The sequence below is a fragment of the Streptomyces sp. LUP30 genome, from assembly GCF_001746365.1.
Lineage (GTDB): Bacteria > Actinomycetota > Actinomycetes > Streptomycetales > Streptomycetaceae > Streptomyces.
This window is the reverse complement of the sequence record NZ_MJAJ01000007.1, coordinates 226,357-251,246: the sequence shown is the minus strand read 5'-3', so window position 1 is coordinate 251,246 and position 24,890 is coordinate 226,357. Positions and strand designations below refer to the sequence as shown.

Below are 24,890 nucleotides of genomic sequence, written 5' to 3'. Positions count from 1 at the left end.
ACCTGAGCAGGAGCCCCCGGGACGGTACGCCAGCCGCGATGGCATTCAATCACTTACCGGCAGGCGTGCACGACGCCTTGGCTCCATTGTCCGTCACGCCAGTGACACACTCGGTGCCGATGGCCAAGAATCACCGATCCGATCGACCCTCGTCCGAGGCCGCGCCCCGCCTGTCTCCGGGCGAGGTCCTGGACCGGCTCGCCCCGGGACCGAGCCGGGCGTCGCGCATCACTCATACGGAGCACTTGCCCCCGCGTCCGGGTCGCCATGCAGTCTGGCCGGACCGGATTCGTTCCGAGGTCATCGCGGCCGTGCAGGCCTGCGGCATCGAACACCCCTGGGCGCACCAGGCCAGGGTCGCCGAGCACGCCCTGGACGGCGAGAGCGTGGTCGTCGCCACCGGCACGGCCTCCGGCAAGTCCCTGGCGTACCTCGTGCCGGTCCTCTCGGCCCTCCTGGAGGGCTCGGAAGCGCCCAACGGCCGCGGGGCCACCACCCTGTACCTGGCCCCCACCAAGGCGCTGGCAGCGGATCAGTGCCGTTCCGTGAAGGAACTTTCACAACCTCTCGGCACCGCCGTACGGCCGGCCGTGTACGACGGCGACACCCCGTTCGAGGAACGGGAGTGGATCCGCCAGTACGCCAACTACGTCCTCACCAACCCGGACATGCTGCACCGGGGCATACTCCCGTCCCATCCCCGCTGGTCCTCCTTCCTGAAGTCCCTGAAGTACGTCGTCATCGACGAGTGCCACACCTACCGCGGCGTGTTCGGCTCCCACGTCGCCCAGGTGCTGCGCCGGCTACGCCGCCTGTGCGCCCGCTACGGCGCCTCTCCCGTCTTCCTGCTGGCCTCCGCCACGGCCGCCGAGCCCGCCGTCGCCGCGGGCCGCCTGACCGGCCTCCCCGTCGTCGAGGTCGCCGACGACGCCTCACCCCGCGGCGAACTGGTGTTCGCCCTCTGGGAGCCTCCACTCACCGACATGACCGGCGAGAAAGGTGCACCCGTCCGGCGTACCTCCACGGCCGAGACCGCCGACCTGCTGACCGATCTCGCCGTCCAGGGTGTGCGCACCGTCGCCTTCGTCCGCTCCCGGCGCGGCGCCGAGCTGATCGCGGTGATCGCGCAGGAGCGCCTCGCCGAGGTCGACCGCTCGCTGGCCCGGCGTGTCGCGGCCTACCGCGGCGGCTACCTCCCCGAGGAACGCCGCGCCCTGGAGCAGGCCCTGCACTCGGGCGAACTCCTCGGCCTCGCCGCGACCACCGCTCTGGAGCTCGGCATCGACGTCTCCGGGCTCGACGCCGTCCTCATCGCCGGCTACCCGGGCACCCGCGCCTCCCTGTGGCAGCAGGCCGGCCGGGCGGGCCGGGCCGGGCAGGGCGCACTGGCGGTCCTCATCGCCCGTGACGACCCCCTGGACACCTTCCTCGTCCACCACCCGGAGGCCCTGTTCGACCGCCCGGTGGAGTCCACGGTCCTCGACCCCGACAACCCCTACGTCCTCGCCCCGCACCTGTGCGCGGCAGCGGCGGAGCTCCCGCTGACCGAGGAGGACCTGGACCTGTTCGGCCCCGAGACCGAGGGCCTGCTGCCGCAACTGGAGGCGGCGAAGCTGCTGCGCCGCAGGACGAGGGCCTGGCACTGGACCCGCCGGGAGCGGGCCGCCGACCTCGCGGACATCCGCGGCGAGGGCGGCAGACCGGTCCAGGTCGTCGAGGACGGCACCGGCCGACTCCTCGGCACGGTCGACGCCGGCTCCTCCCACACCACCGTCCACGAGGGCGCGGTCCACCTCCACCAGGGGCGCACCTACCTCGTGCGGTCCCTGGACCTGGAGGACTCCGTAGCCCTGGTCGAGCAGGCCGACCCGCCGTACTCGACGGTCGCACGCGACACGACGTCGATCTCCGTCCTGGAGACGGACGTCGAAGTCCCCTGGGGGCAGGGCCGGCTGTGCTACGGCTCCGTCGAAGTCACCAACCAGGTCGTCTCCTTCCTGCGTCGACGTGTCATCACCGGTGAAGTCCTGGGCGAGTCGAAGCTCGACCTCCCCCCTCGTACGCTGCGCACGCGTGCCGTGTGGTGGACCGTCACGGAGGACCAGCTCGACGCGGCCCGGATCAACCCCGAGATCCTCGGCGGCGCCCTGCACGCCGCCGAGCACGCCTCGATCGGCATGCTGCCCCTGTTCGCGACCTGCGACCGCTGGGACATCGGCGGGGTGTCGGTGCCCCTGCACCCCGACACGCTGCTGCCGACGGTGTTCGTCTACGACGGCCATCCCGGCGGCGCGGGCTTCTCCGAGCGCGCCTTCCACACGGCCCGCGCGTGGCTGACCGCCACCCGCCAGGCCATCGCCTCCTGCGAGTGCGACGCCGGCTGCCCGTCCTGCATCCAGTCCCCCAAGTGCGGCAACGGCAACGATCCGCTGCACAAGAGGGGCGCGGTCCGCCTGCTCACGGAACTCCTGCGGGAGGCTCCCGAGGAGAAGACGGGCGCAGCGGTGGAGGCGGCATCCGAGGCGACGGGGCCGGAAGGACAGCAGGGGCCTGGGGATTAGAAGGGGCGGGACGGGTCGCCGGGGCCGGAGATCGGGAGGGGTTGGAGGGAGCTGGGGGTCCGGACTGGTCGCAGGGTCCGGACTGGTCGCACGGGTCGGACTGGTCGCACGGGTCGGACTGGTCGGACTGGTCGCACGGGTCGCAAGGGCCGCATGGGTTGCAGAGGCCGCAGGGGTTGCAGGGTTCTGGGTGGGTTGGCGGGGCCCGAGGGGGGTGGAGCGGCCCAAAGGGCCTGATGGGCTGGAGGAGTTGGAGGAGCTGGAGGAGCTGGAGGGGTCTGCGAAGGTACCGCCGGGGGTGTCCGCGTCGTGTCCGGCGGGCCCGCTCGTGCCCTCACCTCAGCTGTGAACAGCCCTTGCCCCGAGGCCGCCGTCACGTCCGAGATCTCGCCGACGACCGCGCAGCGCACCACCCGCGCACCCTGTGCCCGGGCCACCCGGTCCGCCCGGGCACAGGCCCGTGCGACACCGTCCGCCCAGTGATCGGCTGCGGCGAGCGCCGCGAGATCGGCGCCGCCCGCGGCACGGTGTCGGGCCGCCACCGCCTGCCCGAGGGCGAGCACGAGGCCGAACACCACACACAGCACGGCCATCGCCCCGAGGCTCCAGACGGTGGCGGAGCCACGATCGGCCTCCCCCCGTCCCCGGCCGAAGCGCCGGGCGCTCACGGTCCCGCCCCTGAGTCCGAGGCCGCCCCTGGGCCGGAGCCCGCCTTCGATGCCGACTCCCTTCCCGAGCTGACCTCCGAAGCCATTCCCGAAGCCGCCCCCGGGTCCGACTCCGACTCCGCCCCGGAGCCTGCCCCCGCCCCGGAACCTGGCCCCGCCCCGGCGTCCTCCCTCGAGATCGGGTGGGCGTCGGCGCCCGCACCCGCGCCCTGGGCCGGGCCCCGGACCGCGCCCCGGACCGCTCCGAGGTCGTCTCCTGCCGCGGCCGGCGCTTCCTCTGCCGCCGCCACCGCTTCCTCGCGTACCTCGAAAGGCAACCCCCGCAACGCCGGTGGTTTCGCCACGACCACCACGCGGACCTGATCCCCCTCCCGGCTGACCGTCACGTCCGCCCCGCGCGGCGCCGTCGCACGGGCCACCGCGAGGACCGCGTCGGCCGGATCCTGCCGGGCCGCGGCCCGGGCGCCGACCCGGGCCGCGTCCACACACCTGATCTGGGCGGACATGACGAGCAGCCCCCAGACCAGCGCCATCGCGAACGCCACCAGGACCGGCAACACGACCGCCGTCTCCGCCGTCACGAACCCCCCGTCCCCGTGGAGCACGTGAGGCGCCCGGCGGGGCCCGCGCCGGGGCCTGCCTCCACGCACGCGCCGCTCGCGCACATGCCCGTGCACAGGCCCACGCCCACTCGCACCCACCGGCACCCGCTCACACGCCCGCACTGAGTGCCTGCCGTACCAGGGACGTCAGTTGAGCGGAGACCCCCTCGCTCGTCACCACCTGATGGAGGAGCACCGCGAAGCCGACGGCCGCCACGATGCCCATCGCGTACTCGGACGTGACCATTCCCGCGTCCTTGCGCGCCGTACGCGCCCCGCACATCAGAGCGCTCAGCCGCGCCCGTACCGCCTTGTACATTTCAACCCCCGTGAGGTTCGGTTCAGTCGATCTCTGGTCTTGGAGACGTTCATTCGTCATCGCGCCCCATGGCGCCTCATAGCGCTCGAGGGCGCTCTATCGCGCTCTTGTCGCGTCGCTCACCCCGCGGTCATCGCCCAGCCCCTCCCATCACCCCGCCCGCGAGCCCGATCACGACGGGCAGCACGCCGACCGCGATGAAGGCAGGCAGGAAGCACAGCCCCACCGGGGCGGTGACCATGACGGCCGCCCGCCGCGCCCTGGCCGTAGCTGCACGTGCCCATTCGGCGCGGGTGTCGGCGGCGAGTCGGGCAACCGGTCCGGCCGCAGGCAGACCGGAGACGTCGGCCCGTTCCAGCAGCCCCGCCAGGGGTGCCGCTCCCGGCATCGAGGCCAACTTCCTCCATGCGGTAGCCGGTTCACCGCCCAGCCGGACCTCGGCGGCACCACGCGCCAGCCCCTCCCCGACGGGGCCGCCGAGGGCCTCCCCCACGGCCTGCGCAGCGACCACCGGACCTGCGCCGGCGGCGATGCATGCCGCCAGCAGGTCAGCGGCGAGCGGGAGTTGGCGGGCGGCGCTGCGGACGTCTGCATCGGTCGCCGCTGCCGACGCCAGCTGCCGACGACGCCACCGTCCCAGTACGGCCGCCGCCGCCAACCCCGGGGCAAGGCCGGTCAGGCCACCGAACAGCAGCCATCCGGCGGCCGCGACCAACACCTCGGGAAGCCACCGCAGTACGGCCTCCCGCGTAACGAGCGGCGGACTGTCCGCCCCGCGTCCCGGGCCCAGCACCTCGGCCACGCGTCGTCGCGCCTTGCGTTCGCCTCGTGCGCTCTCCAGCCGACGTCCCAGCCACCAGAGGGCTGTCACGGCCCCCACGGCCACCCCCAGCCTGTGGACAACTTCCGCACTCATGCCGCCTCCCTCCATGCCGTCCGCCCCGCGTCGCCGTCGTCCGCATCGACCGCACCGACCGCGCCACTCCACATCGCCGAGGCCCAATGTCGGCCGTACATACCTCCGTGGACTCGTAGACACCTCCGCGGAGGAGCAGTCCCGGACATCCGCCGGTCGCGGCACTGCCGCCAGGCCGTGCGGGCGGCCCGGCCGACGTGTGCGACCCGTAGCCGGTGCCGCCCACCGCGCGCCCTTCGCGCCCCTCACGTCCCCTCCGCGTTGCGCACGATCCGCAGGGCCCACCACGCGCCCGCGGCTTCCAGCGCGCCGCCGATGAGCAGGCAGCCCAGCCCGGCTCCGCTGTGCAGCAGGACGTGCAGGGGATCCGCGCCGAGTGTGGCCCCCAGCAGAAGGCCGAGGGCCGGCAGGCCGGCAAGCATCACGACCGTGGCGCGTGGGCCTGACAACTGGGCGCGCAGGTCCGCTCGTTGGTCCCGTTCGGCACGCAGGGCCTCCTCCAGGCGGTCGAGACCGGCCGCCAGGCCCGCGCCGCGGTCCACGGCCACACGCCAGCACGCCGCGAGCCCCAGCAGCCCTTCCGCCCCCGGCTGCCGTGCCGCGACCGTGAGGGCGTCCGGCACGTCTCCGCCGAACCGGGCGGCCGCCACCACCGACGGCTGCGCCGCGCCCAGCCCCGCGGAGTCGCGCGCCGCCCGCTGCAACGCCTCCCCGGGCTGCCGGCCGGCCAGGACCTCCCCGGCCAGCGCCGCGCAGAGCGCGATGACCGCGTCCCCTCGTCGTTCCTGCGTCCGCCGCGCGTCCGCGGCTTGGCGCGCACGGCGCAGCAGCGGCACCCCGGCCGCCCCCGCGACGACCGGCAGCACGGAGCCGCCCAGCACGGCCAGGACCAGTCCGGCCACCGGCGCCCACCATTCGGGCCGCCACCGCGCTCGCAGTCGTCGGAGCTCGAGGTTCAGCTGCTCCCACGACGGGGGCCCGCTGCCGACCGTTTCGCCGCCGGCGAGCATCAACCGTGCGCGCCTTGCTCCGGAATGCGGTCCGCCCAGCAGCCAGGCCGCCGCTCCGGCGAAGGCCACGGCCGCCGCCATCGGCATCTCACTCATCCCGACCGTCCCCCTCTTCGCTCTCGTGGCTCCGCAGGAGTTCGCCGAGCCGCTGCCATCCCCGTTCCTGGACGAAGGCGTCCGCCCGCCATCGCAGCGCCGGCACGGTGCGCACCAGCCCGGACCGGTCCCGCTCCAGCACGTGCACCTCATCGATCCGCCGCCGCCCGGCCGGGTCGCGCACCAGGTGCAGGACCACCGACAGGGCTGCCGCCAACTGGCTGTGCAGCGCGGCCCGGTCGAGCCCGGCCGCGGTCCCGAGTGCTTCCAGTCGAGCGGGAACGTCCGCGGCTGCGTTGGCGTGAACCGTGCCGCAGCCGCCCTCATGGCCGGTGTTCAGCGCGGCGAGCAGATGGACGACCTCCGGGCCGCGCACCTCGCCCACGACGAGCCGGTCCGGCCGCATCCGCAGGGCCTGGCGCACCAGGTCCTCCAGCGTGACGAGCCCTGCTCCCTCCTGGTTGGCGGGTCTGGTCTCCAGGCGGATCACGTGCGGGTGATCCGGGCGCAGCTCCGCCGAGTCCTCCGCGAGCACGATCCGCTCCCCCGGCCCGACCAGCCCGAGCAGCGCGCTCAGCAGGGTCGTCTTACCGCTGCCGGTGCCGCCGCTGACCAGGAAGGACAATCGCGCCCGCACCAGAGCCCGCAGTACCCGGTCGCCGCCGGGCGGCACCGTGCCCGCGGCCACCAGTTCGTCGAGCGTGAAGGCGCGAGGCCGTACGACGCGCAGCGACAGGCAGGTGCAGCCGACAGCGACCGGGGGGAGCACCGCGTGCAGTCGTGTTCCGTCGGGCAGCCGGGCGTCGACCCAGGGCCGGGCATCGTCGAGACGCCGGCCGGCCACCGCGGCCAGACGCTGCGCGAGGCGGCGCACGGCGGCCGCGTCCGGGAAGGAGACTCCGGTCAGCTCCAGGCCCCCGCCCCGGTCGACCCAGACCCGGTCCGGGCCCGACACCAGCACGTCGGTGACCCAGGGGTCTGCGAGCAGTGGCTCCAGGGGGCCGCTGCCGATCAGCTCGGACCGCAGTTGTTCGGCCGCGCCGAGGACCTCCGCGTCCCCGAGGACCCGCCCTTGTTCCCGCAGTGCCTGCGCCACGCGCGCGGGGGTGGGTTCGGCCCCGCTCTCGGCGAGCCACTGCCGTACGCCGTCGAGCAGCGTCCCGGTGCTGCTCCGCGCCCGTCGGAGGCCGGGCTGCGTGGTCATGAGCCGCCCGCCTCGGTCAGCGCCCGCTCCCAGAACTCCTTGCAGAAGCGGGCGAGAGGCCCGCGCGCGTTCGCGCCCGGCGGAGCCTTGCCGCCGTTCGGACGCAGCAGCCCCGACTCGACGGGCACCTCGCCGGCGAGTGGCAGTCCAAGCAGTCCGGCGACCTCGTTGTCGTCGAGTCCGGGTGCGTAGGGGCCGCGTACCGCGACCCGCAGGTCGCGCACCACCATGCCGACGGCTGAGGCCACGCGGCCTCCCGCCGCGACGGCGCGCAGTTCGGCCGGGACGACGAGGAGCCCCAGGTCGAGCTGGGCCAGGACCTCGGCGACCCCGTCGTCGATGCGGCGCGGCAGGTCGACGACGACCGTGCCGCCACGGCGCCGGGCCGCGGCGAGCACCGCGCGTACAGCCTGGGGTGCGATGGCGACGCAGTCGCCCCGGTCCCAGCTGAGCACCCGCAGCGAGTGCAGCCGGGGCAGCGACTCCTCCAGGGCGCCGCCGCCGACCCGGCCGCGCGAGGCGGCGAAAGCGGGCCAGCGCAGACCTTCGGCGCTTTCGCCGCCGAGCAGTACGTCGAGTCCGCCGCCGAGCGGATCGGCGTCCACCAGGAGCGTGCGCAGTCCCTCACGCGCGGAGGTGACGGCGAGGGCGCAGGCGAGCGTGGACGCTCCGGCGCCGCCGCGGCCGCCGATCACCCCGACGGTCAGGGCGGGCCGTCCGACGCCTTCGGCGACGTCGGCGATGCGGTCGACGAGCCACTGTTCGCCGTCGGGCAGCATCAGGACGTGGTCGGCGCCGATCTCGACGGCGCGTTGCCACACCCCCGAGTCGTCCTGGTCGCGTCCGACGAGGACCACTCCGCGACGGCGGACGGCCCCGCGGACGCGGCGTGCCGCGTCGTCGCCGACCAGGACGAGCGGTGCGGTCTCCCAGCTGCCCCGACGCTCAGGCACCGAGTGGTGCACTTCCGGTGTGGCGCCGGCCGCGGCGCACAGGCGCAGCAGGTCGTCGAGGAGGTCCACGTCCTCAGTGACGATCAGTGGCTTGCCGGGTCGCCCTCCGGCGGTGGGCGGCAGACCTTGTGTGACGGTTCCGGTCACGATTTCCAACCCCCTTCGTTGCGAGGCGCGCAGTCACCGCGGCCCCGCGAATCCCCAACATGTGGAGAACCGGCGTCCGGTCTCCATATGAACGGCCGACACAAACCGGCCGCAGACGCCCGGCAAACGGAACCGGCCATGTGAAGTCGGCACGAGCCGGCGTCTGGGAATCACGGTGCAGCGATCCCGGAAATCGTGTGGATCTTGGTGGATAACTGTGGACGAGTGGGCACTTGTGAATATCGTCGTCACCCATACCGGTGATGGGTGCGCCATCTCGTGTGCGACTTCCGCAGAGCAGTCCGACGACTACACAGAGCGACTGTGGGCAAACATGCGAAAGAGGCGGCCTGAGGCCGCCTCGGTGCGACGCGTCGGTCGCGTACAGAACGTGAAAACGCACCCGGACATGCGACGACCCCCGCCGGGGGGGAGAGCGGGGGTCGTCTCCACGGCCGACTCGGGGGGGGAGGAGCCGGACCGGGTTAGCACGGTCGCGAACGATCCGTGACTTCCATGGTGTACCCGAGAGGCCTCTCAGGCAAACCCACGCGCCCAGCTTACGCCGAATGGGCTGCCCCTATGCTCTTGGTTGTGGAAAACCACTCCCTGCCCCGCACAGCGGCCTTCTTTGACCTGGACAAGACGGTCATTGCGAAGTCGAGCACGCTCACCTTCGGCAAGTCCTTCTACCAAGGCGGTCTGATCAACCGCCGGGCGGCCTTGCGCACCGCATATGCCCAGTTCGTGTTCCTCGTGGGCGGTATGGACCACGACCAGATGGAGCGGACTCGGGAGTACCTGTCCGCCCTCGTACGCGGCTGGAACGTCCAGCAGGTGAAGGAGATCGTCGCGGAGACCCTTCACGACCTGATCGATCCGCTGATCTACGACGAGGCCGCCTCACTGATCGAGGAACACCACACCGCCGGCCGCGACGTCGTCATCGTGTCGACGTCCGGCGCCGAGGTGGTAGAGCCCATCGGGGAACTGCTCGGCGCGGACCGGGTGGTCGCCACCCGCATGGTCGTGGGCGAGGACGGCTGCTTCACCGGTGAGGTGGGGTACTACGCGTACGGCCCGACGAAGGCGGAGGCCGTCAGGGAGCTGGCCGAGTCCGAGGGCTACGACCTCTCGCGCTGCTACGCCTACAGCGACTCGGCGACCGACCTGCCGATGCTCCAGGAAGTGGGGCATCCGCACGCCGTGAACCCCGACCGGGCCTTGCGCCGCGAGGCCGTGGCGCGCGGGTGGCCGATCCTCGACTTCCACCGGCCGGTGCGCCTCAAGCAGCGGATCCCCTCGTTCTCCGTGCCGCCCCGCCCGGCACTCGTCGCGGCGGCGGCCATAGGAGCGGCGGCCGCCACCGCGGGCCTCGTCTGGTACGCGAATCGGCGTCGGGCGGCGGCCGTCTGACGGAGCGGCGCACGCGGTCGCCTCGCCGCCGTCCGACATCACTCCGGCACCACCCGTTCAGAGCCCGTTTGGACGCAAAAGCAAAGAACTGCTGCCGGCACTTCCGCTTGTCCGGGTCCTGGAGTACAAAGGACTTAACGGCCCGCGAGACCAAGGACATCCGCGAGGATCCCCTTAACAACGCATTTGGCCCCACGGACCGCGCATGACCACCGGGCACCCACGCGACGTCGACCCGTCGATTACGGGCCAGCCGCACCAGGTGACGGGCGAAGTTCCCGACCTGATGGGCAATACATCGAGGACGCTTGGTAACCGGGTGAGCATGCCAGCGGCGGTACGAGAACTCGTACCGCCGCAACCCTTTTCGAACGCCAACACCCGCCAACACTTTCACCGGCCCCCGCGCGGGGCCTTTTTCGGGTCGCCGCCCCCTGGAGCGTCGGCGCTCCACACGGCGGCGTGGCCGCCACACGCGTGTGGCCGCTACGCCGCGCCGCGCTGCAGCGCCTCGCACACCGCCGTCGACTCCCGGGCGCCGAGTTCGACAGCCCTGCCGCAGTGGGCGATCCACGTCGCCATGCCGTCCGGGGTCCCGGACGCATAACCGTCCAGAGCAGCCACGTAGGCTGCCCGCCCCAACTCGGCGTGGCCCACCTCCGCCGGGCACACCGACTTGGGGTCCAGACCGCTGCCGATCAGGACGATGCGTTCGGCGGCCCTCGCCACCAGACCGTTATGCGAGGTGAAGGGCCGCAGCGCCAGGAGCTCGCCGTGGACGACGGCGGCCGTCACCAGAGCGGGAGCGGACCCGCCCGCGATGATCAGCTCCGACAGCCCCTCCAGGCGGCCTGCGACCTCGTCGGCACTCGGCAACGGCAGCTCGATCAGAGGCTCGTCGACGGCCTCGCCCGCCTGCCGCGGACGTCCGACCTCGTCGCCGTCGCTCGCCGCGGCCACCAGGTGCAGCCGCGCCAGCACCCGCAGCGGCGACTGCCTCCAGATGGACAGCAACTGGCCCGCCTCCGCGGTCAGCCGGAGCGCGGCTCCCATGACCCGCGCCTCGCCGTCGACACCGAAGTCGCTGCGCCGGCGCACCTCCTCCAGCGCCCAGTCCGCCCCGGACAGCGCCGCCGTACCCCGCGCACCGCGCAGGGCCGCCTCGGAGGTGATCGCGTTGCTGCGGCGACGCATGACCCGGTGCCCGTAGACCCGGTCCACGGCCTTGCGCACGGACTCCACGGACTCGGCCACACCGGGCAGCGAGCCCAGGGCCGCAAGCGGATCGGCGGACGCGCCTTTCGTACTCATGAGTACGACAGTACGCAACCCACCCCCGCACCCCACGAAGGAGTGGTCTTCTTCACGCACACCTGTCACATACAGCTACCTGAGCACTACGCTTGGTGAACATGAAAATTGCTTTCGTCGGGAAGGGCGGCAGCGGCAAGACCACCCTGTCTTCCCTGTTCATCCGCCACCTCGCCGCCTGTGGCGCACCAGTGATCGCGGTCGACGCGGACATCAACCAGCATCTGGGCCCTGCCCTCGGCCTCGACGAGGCTGAGGCGGCGACGCTGCCCGCGATGGGCGATCGACTGCCGCTGATCAAGGACTACCTGCGCGGCTCCAACCCCCGCATCCCCTCCGCCAAGACGATGATCAAGACCACGCCGCCCGGCGAGGGCTCCCGGCTGCTGCGGGTGCGCGAGAACAACCCGGTGTACGACGCGTGCGCCCGATCGGTGGAACTCGACGGGAGCGCCGTCCGTTTGATGGTCACGGGCCCCTTCACGGACGCCGACCTGGGGGTCTCCTGCTACCACTCCAAGACGGGAGCGGTGGAGCTGTGCCTGAACCACCTGGTGGACGGGCGCGACGAGTACGTCGTGGTCGACATGACCGCCGGCTCGGACTCCTTCGCCTCCGGCATGTTCACCCGCTTCGACGTGACGTTCCTCGTCGCCGAGCCGACCCGGAAGGGGGTCTCCGTCTATCGGCAGTACAAGGAGTACGCCCGCGACTTCGGCGTCGAGCTGAAGGTCGTCGGCAACAAGGTGCAGGGCCCGGACGACCTCGACTTCCTGCGCGCCGAGGTCGGGGAGGACCTGCTCGCCACGGTCGGGCACTCGGACTGGGTACGCGCCATGGAGAAGGGCCGGCCGCCCCGGTTCGAGCTCCTGGAGAACGCCAACCGGCAAGCCCTGGGCCTGCTGCAGACCACCGTCGACTCGGCGTACGGCAGGCGCGACTGGGAGCGCTACACACGGCAGATGATCCACTTCCACCTGAAGAACGCCGAGTCCTGGGGCAACGAACGCACCGGGGCCGACCTGGCGGCGCAGGTCGACCCCGGGTTCGTCCTCGGAGAGGGCGTCACGGCCTCCGTGTGACGGCCGGGCCGCCGTCGTCGTGCCCGTCTGCGGCTACTGCCTGACCGCCGGCGCTCCGGGCACGCCCTTCGGGGCCGGGGCCGGGCCGCCGGCCAGGAAGGAGGCCCAGCCCTGCTTCGGGGCTTCCCCGACGTCCAGTGTGCGCAGCTTCGCCAACGTCTTCGGGTCCTGGGCGTCCAGCCAGTCCGCCAGCTGCCGGAAGGAGACACAGCGGACGTCGGGCTTGTTGCAGACGTTCTCGACGACCTCCTCGACGGCGCGCATGTAGGTGCCGCCGTTCCAGGACTCGAAGTGGTTGCCGATGATCAGCGGCGCACGGTTGCCGTCATAGGCCCGGTGGAATCCCTTGAGCAGACCGTCACGCATCTGGTCGCCCCAGAACGCGAACTTGTCGGGGTCCCCCTGGGTGGCGGTCCCGGACTGGTTGACCATGAAGTTGTAGTCCATGGTGAGCTGTTCGTACTTGTGCCCGGGGAAGGGCACGAGCTGCATCGACAGGTCCCAAAGGCCCTGCTTCCTGGCGGGCCAGACCTGGTTGTCGACGCCGCTGGTGTCGTAGCGGAAGCCCAGTTCGCGGGCGGCCTCCATGAAGTTCTTCTGGCCCTCCAGGCAGGGGGTGCGGGCCCCCACGAGCTCTTTGTCGTAGTCGAAGGGCAGCGGAGCCGCCTTGTTCAGGCCCGTGTTCGTCTTCCAGGTCTTCACGAACTGCTTGGCCTGGGCGATCTCGTCCTTCCACTCCTCCACCGACCACGCGCCCACCCCGGTCTTCCCGCAGAAGTGGCCGTTGAAGTGGGTTCCGATCTCGTTGCCTTCCAGCCACGCCAGACGCAGTTGCTTCACGGTGTCGGCGACGCCGCGCTCGTCGTTGAAGCCGATGTCGGAGCTGCCGCGCGAGTGCTGCGGCGGTCGGTAGAGCTCCCCCTTCTCCCGCGGCAGCATGTACACGCCGCTGAGGAAGTAGGTCATCGTCGCGTTGTTGGCCTTGGACACCTTGCGGAAGTGGGAGAAGAGCTTCTGACTGTCCTCACCCGCGCCGTCCCACGAGAAGACCACGAACTGCGGTGGCTTCTGGCCCGGCTTCAGCCGCTCGGGCCGCGGCAGGTGTGGTTGCGCTCCGGTGTACGCCGTGGAGCCGTCGCCGATCAGGCGGACGACGCTCTTGGGCGCCGGGGCCGGCTTCGCCTTCCGCGCGCCCGACGCGCCTTCCGCGGAACCGTGGGAATCGTGGGGTCCCGTCCCACAACCGGCGAGTGACACGGCGACCGCCGCGGCGACCGCGGTGCCGACGGCGATCCTCTGGGTGGCGGCCATCTTCCGCCCACCTTCTTCCTTCTCTCGGCCAACGCCGACGAGGGCGTTCTCTGGTGACGCGCCGGGCGAGCCGGCAGCGCGGTCAAGGTCGCATGACGACCGGGAGGGAATTAATACGACAAGCCGACAAAAAGACCACTTCACTCTTGAGGGTGATCCTTTGCCCTATTTGCCAGAAACATCCATGCTTGGCCTTTACTCTGCATTACGATTCGTTTACCGAGCGTTGATTTTTTCATCCCGCCGCTGCACGCCGTGACCCACGGCCGCGACCGCCCCCGCCACAGCCGGGGGACCACCTGTTCCGCGACCGCGCTGCCCCGGAGGAGACGGGAACATGTCCGCCTGCGTCCCCACCCGCACTGCCCACCCGACGCACACCGACGGCGTCCACCAGTCCCACAGCCCCCCACCGACCCCGCGCCGCCGCTTCCGCATCGATAGCGCCGACGTGTCCGCCTCGATCGCCGTCTTCCTGATCGCGCTGCCCCTGTCCCTGGGTATCGCCCTCGCCACCGGCGCGCCCCTCCAGGCGGGCCTCGTCGCCGCCGCCGTGGGCGGGATCGTCGCCGGTCGCGTCGGCGGCTCGCCGCTCCAGGTCAGCGGACCCGCGGCAGGGCTGACCGTCGTCACCGCCGACCTCATCCACCGCTACGGCTGGCGGACGACCTGCGCCATCACCGTCCTGGCCGGGCTGGCTCAACTGGGCCTCGGCTGCCTGCGCGTGGCGCGCACGGCCCTCGCCGTCAGCCCCGCCATCGTGCACGGCATGCTCGCCGGCATCGGCATCACCATCGCCGTCGCCCAGCTGCACATCGTCCTCGGTGGCACGCCTCAGAGTTCGGTCCTCGACAACCTCCGCGCCCTGCCCGCCCAGTTGGCCCGCCTGCAGCCCGCGGCCGTCGCCGTGAGCCTGCTGACCCTGGCCCTGCTACTGCTCTGGCCGCGCATCCCCGGCCGGGTCGGCCGCCTGCTGCACAAGGTGCCCACCGCGCTCGTGGCCGTCACGGGCGCCACCGCCACCGCATCGCTCACCGGTCTCACCGTGCCCAAGGTCGACCTGCCGTCGTGGAGCAGTCACGCTCTGGCCGGCCCCCCCGACGGGCCGGTGCTCGGGCTCGCCGCCGCCGTCCTCACCACCACGCTGGTGTGCAGTGTGCAGTCACTGCTCGGCGCGGTCGCCGTGGACAAACTGATCGCCTCCCGTCCCGGAATGCTCGGCTCTCGCGCCGCCCGGGTCGGCCGCTGCGATCTGGACCGCGAGCTGCTCGGCCAGGGCGCGGCCAACATCGTCTCCGGCGCGCTCGGCGGACTGCCCGTGGCGGGCGTGGCCGTGCGTAGTTCGGCGAATGTGCAAGCCGGCGCCGTGAGCCGGAACTCCACGATGCTGCACGGCGTTCTCGTAGTAGTCGCCGCGCTGCTGATGGTCCCGATCCTGGATCTCATCCCGCTCGCCTCACTGGCCGCCCTGGTGATGGCCGTCGGCATCCAGATGGTGTCCCTGCACCACATTCGCACGGTGACCCGCCACCGAGAGGTGCTGGTGTACGCCGTCACCACCATCGGCGTGGTGTGCCTCGGAGTCCTGGAAGGCGTGCTCATCGGCGTCGCCGTCGCCGTGGCCGTCGCCCTCCACCGTCTCACCCGCACGCGCATCACCCATCACGAGAAGGAAGGAGTCCATCACGTCCATGTGAGAGGCCAGTTGACGTTCCTCGCCGTGCCACGGCTCAGCCGCACCCTGCACCTCGTGCCTCAACACACGCACGCCGTCGTCGAGTTGGACGGATCCTTCATGGATCACGCGGCCTACGAGGCCCTGCAGGACTGGCAGAAGGCCCACACCGCGCAGGGCGGTACGGCCGAGCTGACCGGCAGACGCCCCCGCACAGGACTCGACCCCACACCCGACATCGGGCCGGGAGCAGGCGACAGCGCACAGGCCGACGGGGGCATGTGGCCCGCTCCCCCGGGCCTCGAACCCGCCCGCGCCGGCGACGTCCCGATCGCCGACTGCCGCTGTCGTCCCTGGACGCCATGGCGCAACCACCAGTGCGAGGTGCCACAGGCGACGACAGCCACCACCCGCCCACCGAACGCCGCCGCTCCAGCGAACCGGACGGACACGACGAGCCCGACGGGCACCCTAAGCACCACGGGCACCAAGGGCGCCAAGGGGACGGCTGATCCGACCCACACGTCGGACACGTCGGACACGTCAGGCACATCGGGCTCGACGGGACCGGCAACGACAACGACAACGACCCGTGCGCAGGCAGCAGGCCTCGCAGACCTTGCAAGCACGACGAACGCGGTGAATCCAGTGAACCCGGCGCACCCGGGTGACGCAGCAGCGGCGTCCAGGGCGGCAGAGGCACCGCCCGCGTCCGGTGCAGGAGAACCGGCGCAAAGGAAGGAGACCAGGGAGATCGCCGAGACGAGCGGGCACGGCGAGTCCGCGGCGCCCCGCCCGGAGACGACCCGGGCTCTCGAACCGAGTGGGCATCAACTGGTACGCGGCATCAGCGCGTTCCAACGCAACACGGCGCCGCTGGTACGGGGTGAGCTCGCCCGGCTTGCCCGGGAGGGGCAACGGCCCACCCAGCTGTTCCTCACCTGCGCCGACTCCCGGCTGGTCACCTCGATGATCACCTCCAGTGGTCCTGGCGACCTGTTCGTGGTGCGCAACGTGGGCAACCTCGTGCCGCCGCCCGGCGAGGAGAGCGGGGACGACTCGGTGGCGGCGGCGATCGAGTACGCGGTGGACATCCTGGAGGTGCGGTCGATCACGGTGTGCGGGCATTCGGGGTGCGGGGCCATGCAGGCCCTGCTCAACGCCGAACCCGGCGAGGCGCGGACCCCGCTGAGACGGTGGCTGCGGCACGGATTGCCGAGTCTGGAGCGGTCGGCCGACGGCGACCGGCCACGAGCCCGGCTGGCCGGGCGCGCCCCCGCGGACGAGGCCGAGCAGCTCTGTCTGACCAACGTGGTCCAGCAGTTGGAGCATCTGCGGGCACACGAGTCGGTGGCCCGGGCCCTGCGGAGCGGGGTGCTGCAGCTGCACGGACTGTACTTCCACGTGGGTGAGGCCCAGACGTATCTGCTCACCGAGGCCACCGGCGACGGCGAGGGCGGGAGCGGCGGGGACGGCGGGGTGTTCGACCACGTAGGGATGGTGGAGGTGTCCGCCTGAGCTCGGCGCCGGTGTGCCCCGCCGTGTCGGGGCGAAGGCGGCACACCGGTGTCGTCACGGGAGGTGAAAGGCGTCACACCGGCTGAACTCCGTTCGCCCGGCGTCCGTGGGTACGGATGACCACCGGACGCGCACGCCGGGCCCCGGACGCCGGACCACGGCTGACCGGCGAACGGCAACCGAACCCAGTAGTGCGGAGCAGGACCCCGCAGAGGTCTAAACCAATCTGCCGGCGGCCCTTGTCACCGGGCCCCTGGGTCTGATGAGCTGTGGCCTGGGACACAACGGACACGGACACCCTTCGAAAGGGAGATGTCGTGAGCAACGAGAGCCTGGCCAACCTGCTGAGGGAGGAGAGTGGCGTATGAGCGAATCTCCCTCACTTTCCAACCTGCTCAAGGAAGAGCGCAGGTTCACGCCGCCCGCCGACCTGGCGGCTCACGCCAACGTCACGGCGGAGGCGTACGAGCAGGCCAAGGCTGACAGGCTCGGCTTCTGGGCCGAGCAGGCCCGTCGACTGGCCTGGGCCAAGGAGCCGACGGAGACGCTGGACTGGTCGAACCCGCCGTTCGCCAAGTGGTTCAAGGACGGCGAACTCAACGTCGCCTACAACTGCGTCGACCGCCATGTGGAGGCCGGGCACGGCGAGCGCGTCGCCATCCACTTCGAGGGCGAGCCGGGTGACAGCCGCGCCCTCACCTACGCCGAGCTCAAGGACGAGGTGTCGAAGGCGGCGAACGCGCTGCTGGAGCTGGGAGTCCGCAAGGGCGACCGGGTTGCCGTCTACATGCCGATGATCCCGGAGACGGCGATCGCGATGCTGGCCTGCGCGCGGATCGGCGCCGCGCACTCCGTCGTCTTCGGCGGCTTCTCGGCCGACGCGCTGGCCACCCGCATCCAGGACGCGGACGCCAAGGTCGTCATCACATCCGACGGTGGTTACCGGCGCGGCAAGCCGTCCGCGCTGAAGCCGGCCGTCGACGACGCGCTCACGCGCGTGGACAACGTCCGGCATGTACTCGTGGTGCGGCGCACCGGCCAGGACGTCGCCTGGACCGAGGGCCGCGACGTGTGGTGGCACGACGTGGTGGACCGTCAGTCGACCGAGCACACGCCCGAGGCGTTCGAGGCCGAGCACCCGCTGTTCATCCTGTACACCTCCGGCACCACGGGGAAGCCGAAGGGCATCCTGCACACCTCCGGCGGCTACCTCACGCAGACCGCGTACACGCACCACGCGGTCTTCGACCTCAAGCCGGAGACCGACGTCTACTGGTGCACCGCCGACGTCGGCTGGGTCACCGGGCACTCGTACATCGTCTACGGGCCGCTGGCGAACGGCGCGACGCAGGTCATGTACGAGGGCACGCCCGACACACCGCACCAGGGCCGCTTCTGGGAGATCGTGCAGAAGTACGGGGTCACGATCCTGTACACGGCGCCGACCGCCATCCGCACGTTCATGAAGTGGGGCGACGACATCCCCGCGAAGTTCGACCTCAGCAGCCTGCGCGTGCTGGGCTCGGTCGGCGAGCCGATCAACCCCGAAGCCTGGATCTGGTACCGCAAGCACATCGGCGCCGACCGGACGCCCGTCGTGGACACCTGGTGGCAGACCGAGACCGGCGCGATGATGATCTCGCCGCTGCCGGGCGTGACGGCGACGAAGCCGGGTTCCGCGCAGACTCCGCTGCCCGGCATCTCCGCGACCGTCGTCGACGACGACGCGAACGAGGTGCCCGACGGCGGCGGCGGCTATCTCGTCCTCACCGAGCCGTGGCCCTCGATGCTGCGCACCATCTGGGGCGACGACCAGCGGTTCCTCGACACGTACTGGGCGCGTTTCGAGGGCAAGTACTTCGCGGGCGACGGCGCGAAGAAGGACGACGACGGGGACATCTGGCTCCTCGGGCGCGTCGACGACGTCATGCTCGTGTCGGGCCACAACATCTCCACCACGGAGGTCGAGTCGGCGCTCGTGTCGCACCCGTCCGTCGCCGAGGCGGCTGTCGTGGGCGCGGCGGACGAGACGACGGGGCAGGCCATCGTCGCCTTCGTCATCCTGCGCGGCACGGCGAACGCCGAGGACGAGCAGTTGGTCGCCGACCTGCGCAATCACGTCGGCGCCACGCTCGGCCCGATCGCCAAACCGAAGCGGATCCTGCCGGTCGCCGAGCTGCCGAAGACGCGATCCGGCAAGATCATGCGGCGGCTGCTGCGCGATGTGGCGGAGAACCGTCAGCTGGGTGACGTCACGACCCTGACCGACTCCACGGTCATGGACCTCATCCAGGCGAAGCTGCCGGCGTCCCCGAGCGAGGACTGACCCCAGCGGGACCGAACGGGACTGAGCGGGACTGAGTACCCGGGGGCCGGGCACCGAAGCCCGGCCTCCTGTGGGGCCGGCCCTCGCAGGGGGCCGAGCCCCGCCGAAGGACGACGCCCCCACGTGAAGCCACGGCGCGGCACGAAGCCGCGGTGAGCCCGAAGAGCGCGGCGCGGCATGAAGCGGCGCGGTGTCCCTTTTGCACCTACCGTGAGAGGTGCCGGATGCCGCCCGATGCCCCCGGGCTGCCTTTTAGGTAAAGTAAACAAAACAACGTGACGTTCTAGGTGCGCCGGGAAGTCTGGTCGGCAAGTCGCTCTGTCCTGCCCACCGACCGGAGGCCGCCGCCGTGACCGCGCCCCGCACCCCGAACCCCCGCAACGTCCTCGGACGGCTCTCCCTCCCCGAACGGAACTACGTCGCGGAGGCGCTGCGCACCGAGACCGTCGGCGGCGTGCTGCTCCTCGTCGCCGCCGTCACCGCGCTGGTCTGGGCGAACGTCCCGGCGCTGCACGACAGCTACGAGAGCGTCAGCGACTTCCATCTTGGCCCCGAGGCCCTCGGGCTGCATCTGTCCGTCGCCCACTGGGCGGCCGACGGACTGCTCGCCGTCTTCTTCTTCGTCGCCGGCATCGAACTCAAGCGCGAGCTCGTGGCCGGCGATCTCAAGGACCCCCGGGCAGCCGCGCTCCCCGTGGTGGCCGCGCTGTGCGGAATGGCCGTCCCGGCGCTCGTCTACACGCTCACCAGCCTCACCGGCAGCGGTTCCCTGGCCGGTTGGGCCGTGCCCACGGCCACGGACATCGCGTTCGCCCTCGCCGTGCTCGCCGTCATCGGCACATCCCTGCCGAGTGCCCTGCGCGCATTCCTGCTCACTCTCGCCGTGGTCGACGACCTGTTCGCCATCCTGATCATCGCGGTGTTCTTCACGGACACCATCGACTTCGCGGCGCTGGCCGGCGCGGCCGCCGGGCTCGCCGTGTTCTGGGTGCTGCTGCGCAAGGGCGTGCGCGGCTGGTACGTCTACCTGCCGCTCGCACTCGTGATCTGGGCGCTGATGTACAACAGCGGTGTACACGCCACGATCGCCGGTGTCGCGATGGGCCTGATGCTGCGCTGCACGAAGCGCGAGGACGAGGAGCGCTCCCCCGGCGAGCGGATCGAGCACCTCGTGCGACCGCTCTCCGCCGGTCTCGCGGTCCCGCTGTTCGCCCTGTTCAGCGCCGGTGTGACGATCTCGGGCCACGCCCTCGCGGACGTGTTCGGCAGGCCGGAGACGCTGGGCATCGTCCTCGGTCTCGTCGTCGGCAAGACGGTCGGCATCTTCGGCGGCACCTGGCTGACCGCCCGTTTCACCCGGGCCTCGCTCAGCGAGGACCTCGCCTGGGCGGACGTCTTCGCCGTCGCGTCGCTGGCCGGCATCGGCTTCACCGTCTCGCTGCTGATCGGGGAGCTCGCCTTCGAGGGCGACCCGGTCCTGACCGACGAGGCCAAGGCCGCCGTCCTGCTGGGATCGCTGATCGCCGCGAGCCTGGCGACGGTCCTGCTGAAGCTGCGCAACGCCAAGTACCGCCGGATGTGCGAGAACGAGGAGCGCGACGAGGACCTCGACGGCATCCCGGACGTCTATGAACAGGACGACCCGTCGTACCACCTACGCATGGCGGACATCCACGACGGGAAGGCCGCGGAGCACCGCCGGATCGCCGAGGAGATCACCCGTCGGCTCGCCCGCGAGGACGACGCCGCGCGCCACGGGCTTGCCGAAGTACCGGGCGGGGCAGGCGAGGACGACGACCGTCCGGCATGATCTGACGGGACGGTACAAAAGAAGTCAGAAACACAGAGCAGCAGGAGAGGGAGAACGCGATGAGCGCACCCGACGGCAGCCCGGTCGGCGCCGAACGCAGCATCGGCCAGCTGTTCGCCTCCGCGACGACCGAGTTGTCGGCGCTGGTGCACGACGAGATCGCGCTGGCGAAGGCCCAGCTGAAGCAGGACGTCAAGCGAGGTGCGGTGAGCGGCGGGGCCTTCTCGGTGGCCGGCGCGGTGCTGGTGTTCTCGCTGCCGATGCTGAACTTCGCCCTGGCGTACGGCATCCGGACGTGGAGCGACTGGAACCTCGCGATCTGCTTCCTGCTGTCCTTCGCGGCGAACGTGCTGGTCGCGCTCGTCCTCGTGCTGATCGGCGTGGTCTTCGCGAAGAAGGCGCAGAAGAGCAAGGGCCCGCAGAAGGTCGCCGCGTCCATGAAGGAGTCGGCGGGCGTCCTGCAGAACGCCAGGCCGCACCCGCGGCCCGAACTCGTCCAGGACCGGGTCCCGGAGGCCATCGAGGCTGTGGCACGCTCATCGTCATGACGGACCCCGACGGCACCACCCCTCCGGCCCAGCCCGCTTCGGTCGTACGGCCGGACGCCGTCCTCGGCGCGCCGGTCACCCACCGCGAGGTCGCCGCGAACGGTGCGCGCTTCCACATCGCGGAGATGGGCGACGGTCCGCTGGTCATGCTCGTCCACGGCTTTCCGCAGTTCTGGTGGACCTGGCGGCACCAACTGGTGGCCCTGGCCGACGCGGGCTTCAGGGCCGTCGCGATGGACCTGCGGGGCGTGGGCGGCAGCGACCGGACGCCCCGCGGGTACGACCCGGCCAACCTCGCCCTCGACATCACGGGCGTGATCCGCTCCCTGGGCGAACCGGACGCCGCACTGGTCGGCCACGACCTCGGCGGCTACCTCGCGTGGACGGCGGCCGTGATGCGCCCCAAGCTCGTCCGCCGACTCGCCGTCGCCTCGATGCCTCATCCCCGGCACTGGCGGTCGGCGATGCTCGCCGACGTGCGGCAGACCTCCGCGAGTTCCCACATCTGGGGGTTCCAGCGGCCGTGGATCCCCGAGCGCCGGCTGACCGCCGACGACGGTGAGCTCGTGGGCCGGCTGATCCGGGACTGGTCCGGGCCGACACTCCCGGACGACGAGGCGGTGGAGACCTATCGGCGCGCGATGTGCATCCCCTCCACCGCGCACTGCGCCGTGGAGCCGTACCGCTGGCTGGTGCGCTCCCTCGCCCGTCCGGACGGCGTCCAGTTCTACCGGCGCATGAAGCGGCCGGTGCGGGTGCCCACACTGCATCTGCACGGCTCCCTCGATCCGGTGATGCGCACCCGCAGCGCGGCGGGCTCCGGCGAGTACGTCGAAGCGCCCTACCGCTGGCGGCTGTTCGACGGTCTCGGTCACTTCCCGCACGAAGAGGATCCGGTCGCTTTCTCCACCGAACTGGTCAATTGGCTGAAGGATCCCGAACCCGATCGGTGACAGATCGACAGCGCCCGGTATCCGGATCTGAACGTCTGTACTACGAACAGCCAAATGCCCGACGCATAGGCCAATTGGCGGCCCCGGGGGAGGTTATCGACCTTGGGGCAGGGGCAGACGTCCGGGTATGGGCTGGACGCACGACTACAGTGACGCAGCACGCACCCGCCGCTCGGCCAGTGGCCTGAGCCCCCATCCGCGAGGTGCCGCCGACCCGCAGCTGCCGGGTACCGATCTGCGCGTGGGCATCCCGCGCATCCTGCGTCGTCGGGCCCGCTGGGTCTCGGTCCGTCTGCGTCACCCGCGGGGCTGATCCGCCGAACGGCCCAGGGCCCGCGCGAAACCCCTCACAGGGCGCAGCTGTCGCTGTCCACCTGCTGACCGGCCGTCCGACCGGCCGTGATGTCCTGGCGGATCTCGTCGGCGGTGAGGGCGTAGCCGGTCTCGGCGTCGTCGAGCGACTTCGCGAAGACCACGCCGTACACCTTGCCCTCGGCGGTGAGCAGCGGGCCTCCGGAGTTGCCCTGACGGACGGTCGCATACAGCGAGTACACGTCACGGCGCACGGTGCCGCGGTGGTAGATGTCCGGGCCGTTGGCGGTGATGCGACCGCGTACCCGCGCGGCCCGCACGTCGTACGACCCGTTCTCCGGGAACCCGGCCACGATCGCGTTGTCGCCGCTCGCCGCGTCGTCGGTGGAGAACTGCAGCGCGGGCGCGTCGAGTTCCGGCACGTCGAGGATGGCGATGTCGCGCTTCCAGTCGTACAGGACGACCGTGGCGTCGTACTTGCGGCCCTCGCCGCCTATCTGGACGGTCGGCTCGTCGACCCCGCCCACGACATGCGCGTTGGTCATGACGCGACGCTCGCCGAAGACGAAGCCGGTGCCCTCCAGGACCTTGCCGCAGCTCTCCGCGGTGCCCATCACCTTGACGATGGAGTGCCGCGCGCGCGTGGCCACCGCGCTCTTGACCAGGGCCGGGTCGGGCGGCTGGACGTCGGTGATCGGCTCGTTGGAGAACGGGCTGAAGACCTGCGGGAAGCCGTTCTGCGCCAGGACGGAGGAGAAGTCGGCGAACCAGGTGTCGGCCTGGTCGGGCAGCGCCCGGGACACCCCCTGCAGCACGTTGGAGCTGCGGACCTCCTTGCCCAGTGTCGGCAGGGTGGTACCGGCGAGGGCGGATCCGATCAGCCACGCGACCAGCAGCATCGCGACCACGTTGACCAGCGCGCCGCCCGTGGCGTCCAGCGCGCGGGCCGGGGACCAGGTGATGTACCGGCGCAGCTTGTTGCCGAGGTGGGTGGTGAGGGCCTGGCCGATCGAGGCGCAGACGATCACCACGATGACCGCGACGACCGCGGCGGTGGTGCTCACCTCGGAGTTCTCGGTCAGGGCGTCCCAGATCACGGGGAGCAGGTACACGGCGACGAGGCCGCCGCCCAGGAAGCCGATCACCGACAGGATGCCGACGACGAAGCCCTGGCGGTAGCCCACGACCGCGAACCAGACGGCCGCGACCAGCAACAGGATGTCCAGCACATTCACGGGGATCACCCTGTCATGACCGCCAGTCGAGCGGGACCTGCTTCTCCCGGTCCCAGGGCGCCTCCCAGCCCGCGAAATGCAGCAGGCGGTCGATGACACCGGCCGTGAATCCCCACACGAGAGCGGATTCGACCAGAAATGCCGGGCCGCGGTGACCGCTGGGATGCACGGTCGTGGCCCGGTTGGCCGGATTCGTGAGATCCGCCACGGGAACCGTGAACACACGGGCCGTCTCGCCCGGGTCGACGACGCCCACCGGGCTCGGCTCACGCCACCAGCCCAGGACCGGCGTGACGACGAACTGACTGACCGGGATGTACAGCTTGGGCAGCGCGCCGAAGAGCTGGACGCCGGACGGGTCGAGGCCGGTCTCCTCCTCGGCCTCGCGCAGAGCCGCCCTGAGCGGCCCGTCACCGTGCGGGTCGCCGTCCTCCGGATCCAGGGCGCCGCCCGGGAAGGAGGGTTGGCCGGCGTGGGAGCGCAGGGAGCTCGCCCGCTCCATGAGCAGCAGCTCGGGGCCGCGCTCGCCCTCGCCGAACAGGATCAGGACCGCCGACTGGCGCCCCGCGCCGTTCTCCGGCGGCAGGAAGCGGCTGAGCTGGCGCGGCTGGACCGTCTCCGCCGCGTGGACCACCGGGTCCAGCCAGGCGGGCAGGCCCTCCTTGCTGAGAGTCACCGGACCGCCCTGGGTACCGCTCGTGCGCGTCATCCTCACACCACCCCCCGTTCTGCCGAGTACAACGCCCGAATACCGACAGATCGTTCCGCGGGCCGCGCTTTCGCCCCCGCAGCCACCGCCGCTCCCGCAGCCCGCGCCGCCGCGATCGTCCCGGTCCCAGGCCGCACGAGACCCGACGGCGTCGGTCCCGCCGCCCGGCCCGCCGGGTGGCCCGCGGTCCGGCCCGTCGTCGGCTCCG

The 24,890-nt window shown here is 71.6% G+C and carries 18 protein-coding genes and 2 pseudogenes; 9 read left to right on the top strand and 11 right to left on the bottom strand.

Annotated elements, in window-relative coordinates; genetic code table 11:
• Positions 1-38 precede the first annotated feature (38 nt).
• On the top strand, positions 39-2,561 hold the full coding sequence (locus BG482_RS09310) for a DEAD/DEAH box helicase (protein WP_079141704.1): 2,523 nt from the start codon (positions 39-41) through the stop codon (positions 2,559-2,561).
• A 314-nt stretch (positions 2,562-2,875) separates the two neighbouring features.
• On the opposite strand, the pseudogene BG482_RS40750 reads toward BG482_RS09310, so the two are convergent.
• The 7 genes and pseudogenes from BG482_RS40750 to ssd form a co-directional block, all read right to left on the bottom strand.
• Positions 2,876-3,229, bottom strand: a pseudogene (locus tag BG482_RS40750) (Rv3654c family TadE-like protein); the annotation flags it as partial.
• Positions 3,230-3,486: 257 nt separating this feature from the next.
• Positions 3,487-3,834: pseudogene (locus BG482_RS09305) on the bottom strand (TadE family type IV pilus minor pilin); the annotation flags it as partial.
• A gap of 106 nt (positions 3,835-3,940) precedes the next feature.
• Complete coding sequence (locus BG482_RS09300) at positions 3,941-4,150, bottom strand: DUF4244 domain-containing protein (RefSeq protein WP_069768423.1); 210 nt, start codon at positions 4,148-4,150, stop codon at positions 3,941-3,943.
• Positions 4,151-4,280: 130 nt separating this feature from the next.
• Entirely contained in the window at positions 4,281-5,066 is a 786-nt protein-coding gene (locus BG482_RS09295; RefSeq protein ID WP_069768422.1) for a type II secretion system F family protein, read from the bottom strand.
• A gap of 245 nt (positions 5,067-5,311) precedes the next feature.
• Entirely contained in the window at positions 5,312-6,172 is an 861-nt protein-coding gene (locus BG482_RS09290) for a type II secretion system F family protein (protein WP_069768421.1), read from the bottom strand.
• Positions 6,165-7,376 carry a TadA family conjugal transfer-associated ATPase gene (locus BG482_RS09285; protein ID WP_069768420.1) on the bottom strand — a complete coding sequence of 404 codons (1,212 nt, stop codon included), beginning with the start codon at positions 7,374-7,376 and terminating at the stop codon, positions 6,165-6,167. The genes BG482_RS09290 and BG482_RS09285 overlap by 8 nt, the downstream gene beginning before the upstream one ends.
• Complete coding sequence (gene ssd / locus BG482_RS09280) at positions 7,373-8,485, bottom strand: septum site-determining protein Ssd (RefSeq protein ID WP_069768419.1); 1,113 nt, start codon at positions 8,483-8,485, stop codon at positions 7,373-7,375. Before ssd ends, BG482_RS09285 begins: the two co-directional genes overlap by 4 nt.
• A 573-nt stretch (positions 8,486-9,058) precedes the next feature.
• On the opposite strand from ssd, the gene BG482_RS09275 reads away from it, so the two are divergent.
• On the top strand, positions 9,059-9,892 hold the full coding sequence (locus tag BG482_RS09275; protein ID WP_069768418.1) for an HAD family phosphatase: 834 nt from the start codon (positions 9,059-9,061) through the stop codon (positions 9,890-9,892).
• 486 nt (positions 9,893-10,378) lie between these two features.
• Here BG482_RS09275 and BG482_RS09270 read toward each other — a convergent pair whose 3' ends face one another.
• The gene (locus tag BG482_RS09270; RefSeq protein ID WP_069768417.1) at positions 10,379-11,203 is read right to left on the bottom strand and encodes a Fic family protein; all 825 of its coding nucleotides are present in this window, start codon (positions 11,201-11,203) and stop codon (positions 10,379-10,381) included.
• A 101-nt stretch (positions 11,204-11,304) separates the two neighbouring features.
• Here BG482_RS09270 and BG482_RS09265 point away from each other — a divergent pair, with 101 nt between their 5' ends.
• Positions 11,305-12,285 carry an ATP-binding protein gene (locus BG482_RS09265; protein WP_069768497.1) on the top strand — a complete coding sequence of 327 codons (981 nt, stop codon included), beginning with the start codon at positions 11,305-11,307 and terminating at the stop codon, positions 12,283-12,285.
• A 33-nt stretch (positions 12,286-12,318) separates the two neighbouring features.
• Here BG482_RS09265 and BG482_RS09260 read toward each other — a convergent pair whose 3' ends face one another.
• Complete coding sequence (locus tag BG482_RS09260) at positions 12,319-13,596, bottom strand: hypothetical protein (RefSeq protein WP_069768416.1); 1,278 nt, start codon at positions 13,594-13,596, stop codon at positions 12,319-12,321.
• Between the two features lie 337 nt (positions 13,597-13,933).
• On the opposite strand from BG482_RS09260, the gene BG482_RS09255 reads away from it, so the two are divergent.
• The 6 genes from BG482_RS09255 (at position 13,934) to BG482_RS45060 (ending at position 22,739) form a co-directional block, all read left to right on the top strand.
• The gene (locus tag BG482_RS09255) at positions 13,934-16,789 is read left to right on the top strand and encodes a SulP family inorganic anion transporter (protein WP_069768415.1); all 2,856 of its coding nucleotides are present in this window, start codon (positions 13,934-13,936) and stop codon (positions 16,787-16,789) included.
• A gap of 364 nt (positions 16,790-17,153) precedes the next feature.
• Positions 17,154-19,115 (top strand): acetate--CoA ligase, encoded by a 1,962-nt coding sequence (acs, locus tag BG482_RS09250; protein WP_069768414.1) that lies wholly within the window; start codon positions 17,154-17,156, stop codon positions 19,113-19,115.
• A 349-nt stretch (positions 19,116-19,464) separates the two neighbouring features.
• A complete protein-coding gene (gene nhaA, locus BG482_RS09245) occupies positions 19,465-20,925 on the top strand; it encodes a Na+/H+ antiporter NhaA (RefSeq protein WP_069768413.1) in 1,461 nt (486 codons plus the stop codon).
• A 59-nt stretch (positions 20,926-20,984) separates the two neighbouring features.
• Complete coding sequence (locus BG482_RS09240) at positions 20,985-21,473, top strand: phage holin family protein (RefSeq protein WP_069768412.1); 489 nt, start codon at positions 20,985-20,987, stop codon at positions 21,471-21,473.
• Positions 21,470-22,426, top strand: coding sequence for an alpha/beta fold hydrolase (locus BG482_RS09235; RefSeq protein ID WP_069768411.1), 957 nt, complete (start codon positions 21,470-21,472; stop codon positions 22,424-22,426). Before BG482_RS09240 ends, BG482_RS09235 begins: the two co-directional genes overlap by 4 nt.
• A 127-nt stretch (positions 22,427-22,553) precedes the next feature.
• Positions 22,554-22,739, top strand: a complete 186-nt coding sequence (locus tag BG482_RS45060) for a hypothetical protein (protein WP_079141703.1) — start codon at positions 22,554-22,556, stop codon at positions 22,737-22,739.
• Positions 22,740-22,773: 34 nt separating this feature from the next.
• Here the strand turns inward: BG482_RS45060 and BG482_RS09230 are convergent, their stop codons facing one another.
• Both BG482_RS09230 and BG482_RS09225 read right to left on the bottom strand, forming a co-directional pair.
• Positions 22,774-23,973 carry a MarP family serine protease gene (locus tag BG482_RS09230; RefSeq protein ID WP_069768496.1) on the bottom strand — a complete coding sequence of 400 codons (1,200 nt, stop codon included), beginning with the start codon at positions 23,971-23,973 and terminating at the stop codon, positions 22,774-22,776.
• Positions 23,974-23,986: 13 nt separating this feature from the next.
• The gene (locus tag BG482_RS09225) at positions 23,987-24,682 is read right to left on the bottom strand and encodes a CoA pyrophosphatase (protein WP_069768410.1); all 696 of its coding nucleotides are present in this window, start codon (positions 24,680-24,682) and stop codon (positions 23,987-23,989) included.
• Positions 24,683-24,890: the final 208 nt, after the last annotated feature.

Coding starts and splice junctions, on each gene's coding strand:
- BG482_RS09275 (WP_069768418.1), top strand. CDS start 9,059: ATGCTCTTGGTTGTGGAAAACCACTCCCTGCCCCGCACAGCGGCCTTC.
- BG482_RS09270 (WP_069768417.1), bottom strand. CDS start 11,203: ATGAGTACGAAAGGCGCGTCCGCCGATCCGCTTGCGGCCCTGGGCTCG.
- BG482_RS09235 (WP_069768411.1), top strand. CDS start 21,470: ATGACGGACCCCGACGGCACCACCCCTCCGGCCCAGCCCGCTTCGGTC.
- acs (WP_069768414.1), top strand. CDS start 17,154: ATGAGCGAATCTCCCTCACTTTCCAACCTGCTCAAGGAAGAGCGCAGG.
- BG482_RS09260 (WP_069768416.1), bottom strand. CDS start 13,596: ATGGCCGCCACCCAGAGGATCGCCGTCGGCACCGCGGTCGCCGCGGCG.
- BG482_RS09240 (WP_069768412.1), top strand. CDS start 20,985: ATGAGCGCACCCGACGGCAGCCCGGTCGGCGCCGAACGCAGCATCGGC.
- BG482_RS09285 (WP_069768420.1), bottom strand. CDS start 7,376: ATGACCACGCAGCCCGGCCTCCGACGGGCGCGGAGCAGCACCGGGACG.
- BG482_RS09265 (WP_069768497.1), top strand. CDS start 11,305: ATGAAAATTGCTTTCGTCGGGAAGGGCGGCAGCGGCAAGACCACCCTG.
- BG482_RS09300 (WP_069768423.1), bottom strand. CDS start 4,150: ATGTACAAGGCGGTACGGGCGCGGCTGAGCGCTCTGATGTGCGGGGCG.
- BG482_RS09225 (WP_069768410.1), bottom strand. CDS start 24,682: ATGACGCGCACGAGCGGTACCCAGGGCGGTCCGGTGACTCTCAGCAAG.
- BG482_RS09310 (WP_079141704.1), top strand. CDS start 39: ATGGCATTCAATCACTTACCGGCAGGCGTGCACGACGCCTTGGCTCCA.
- BG482_RS09290 (WP_069768421.1), bottom strand. CDS start 6,172: ATGAGTGAGATGCCGATGGCGGCGGCCGTGGCCTTCGCCGGAGCGGCG.
- BG482_RS45060 (WP_079141703.1), top strand. CDS start 22,554: ATGGGCTGGACGCACGACTACAGTGACGCAGCACGCACCCGCCGCTCG.
- BG482_RS09255 (WP_069768415.1), top strand. CDS start 13,934: ATGTCCGCCTGCGTCCCCACCCGCACTGCCCACCCGACGCACACCGAC.
- BG482_RS09295 (WP_069768422.1), bottom strand. CDS start 5,066: ATGAGTGCGGAAGTTGTCCACAGGCTGGGGGTGGCCGTGGGGGCCGTG.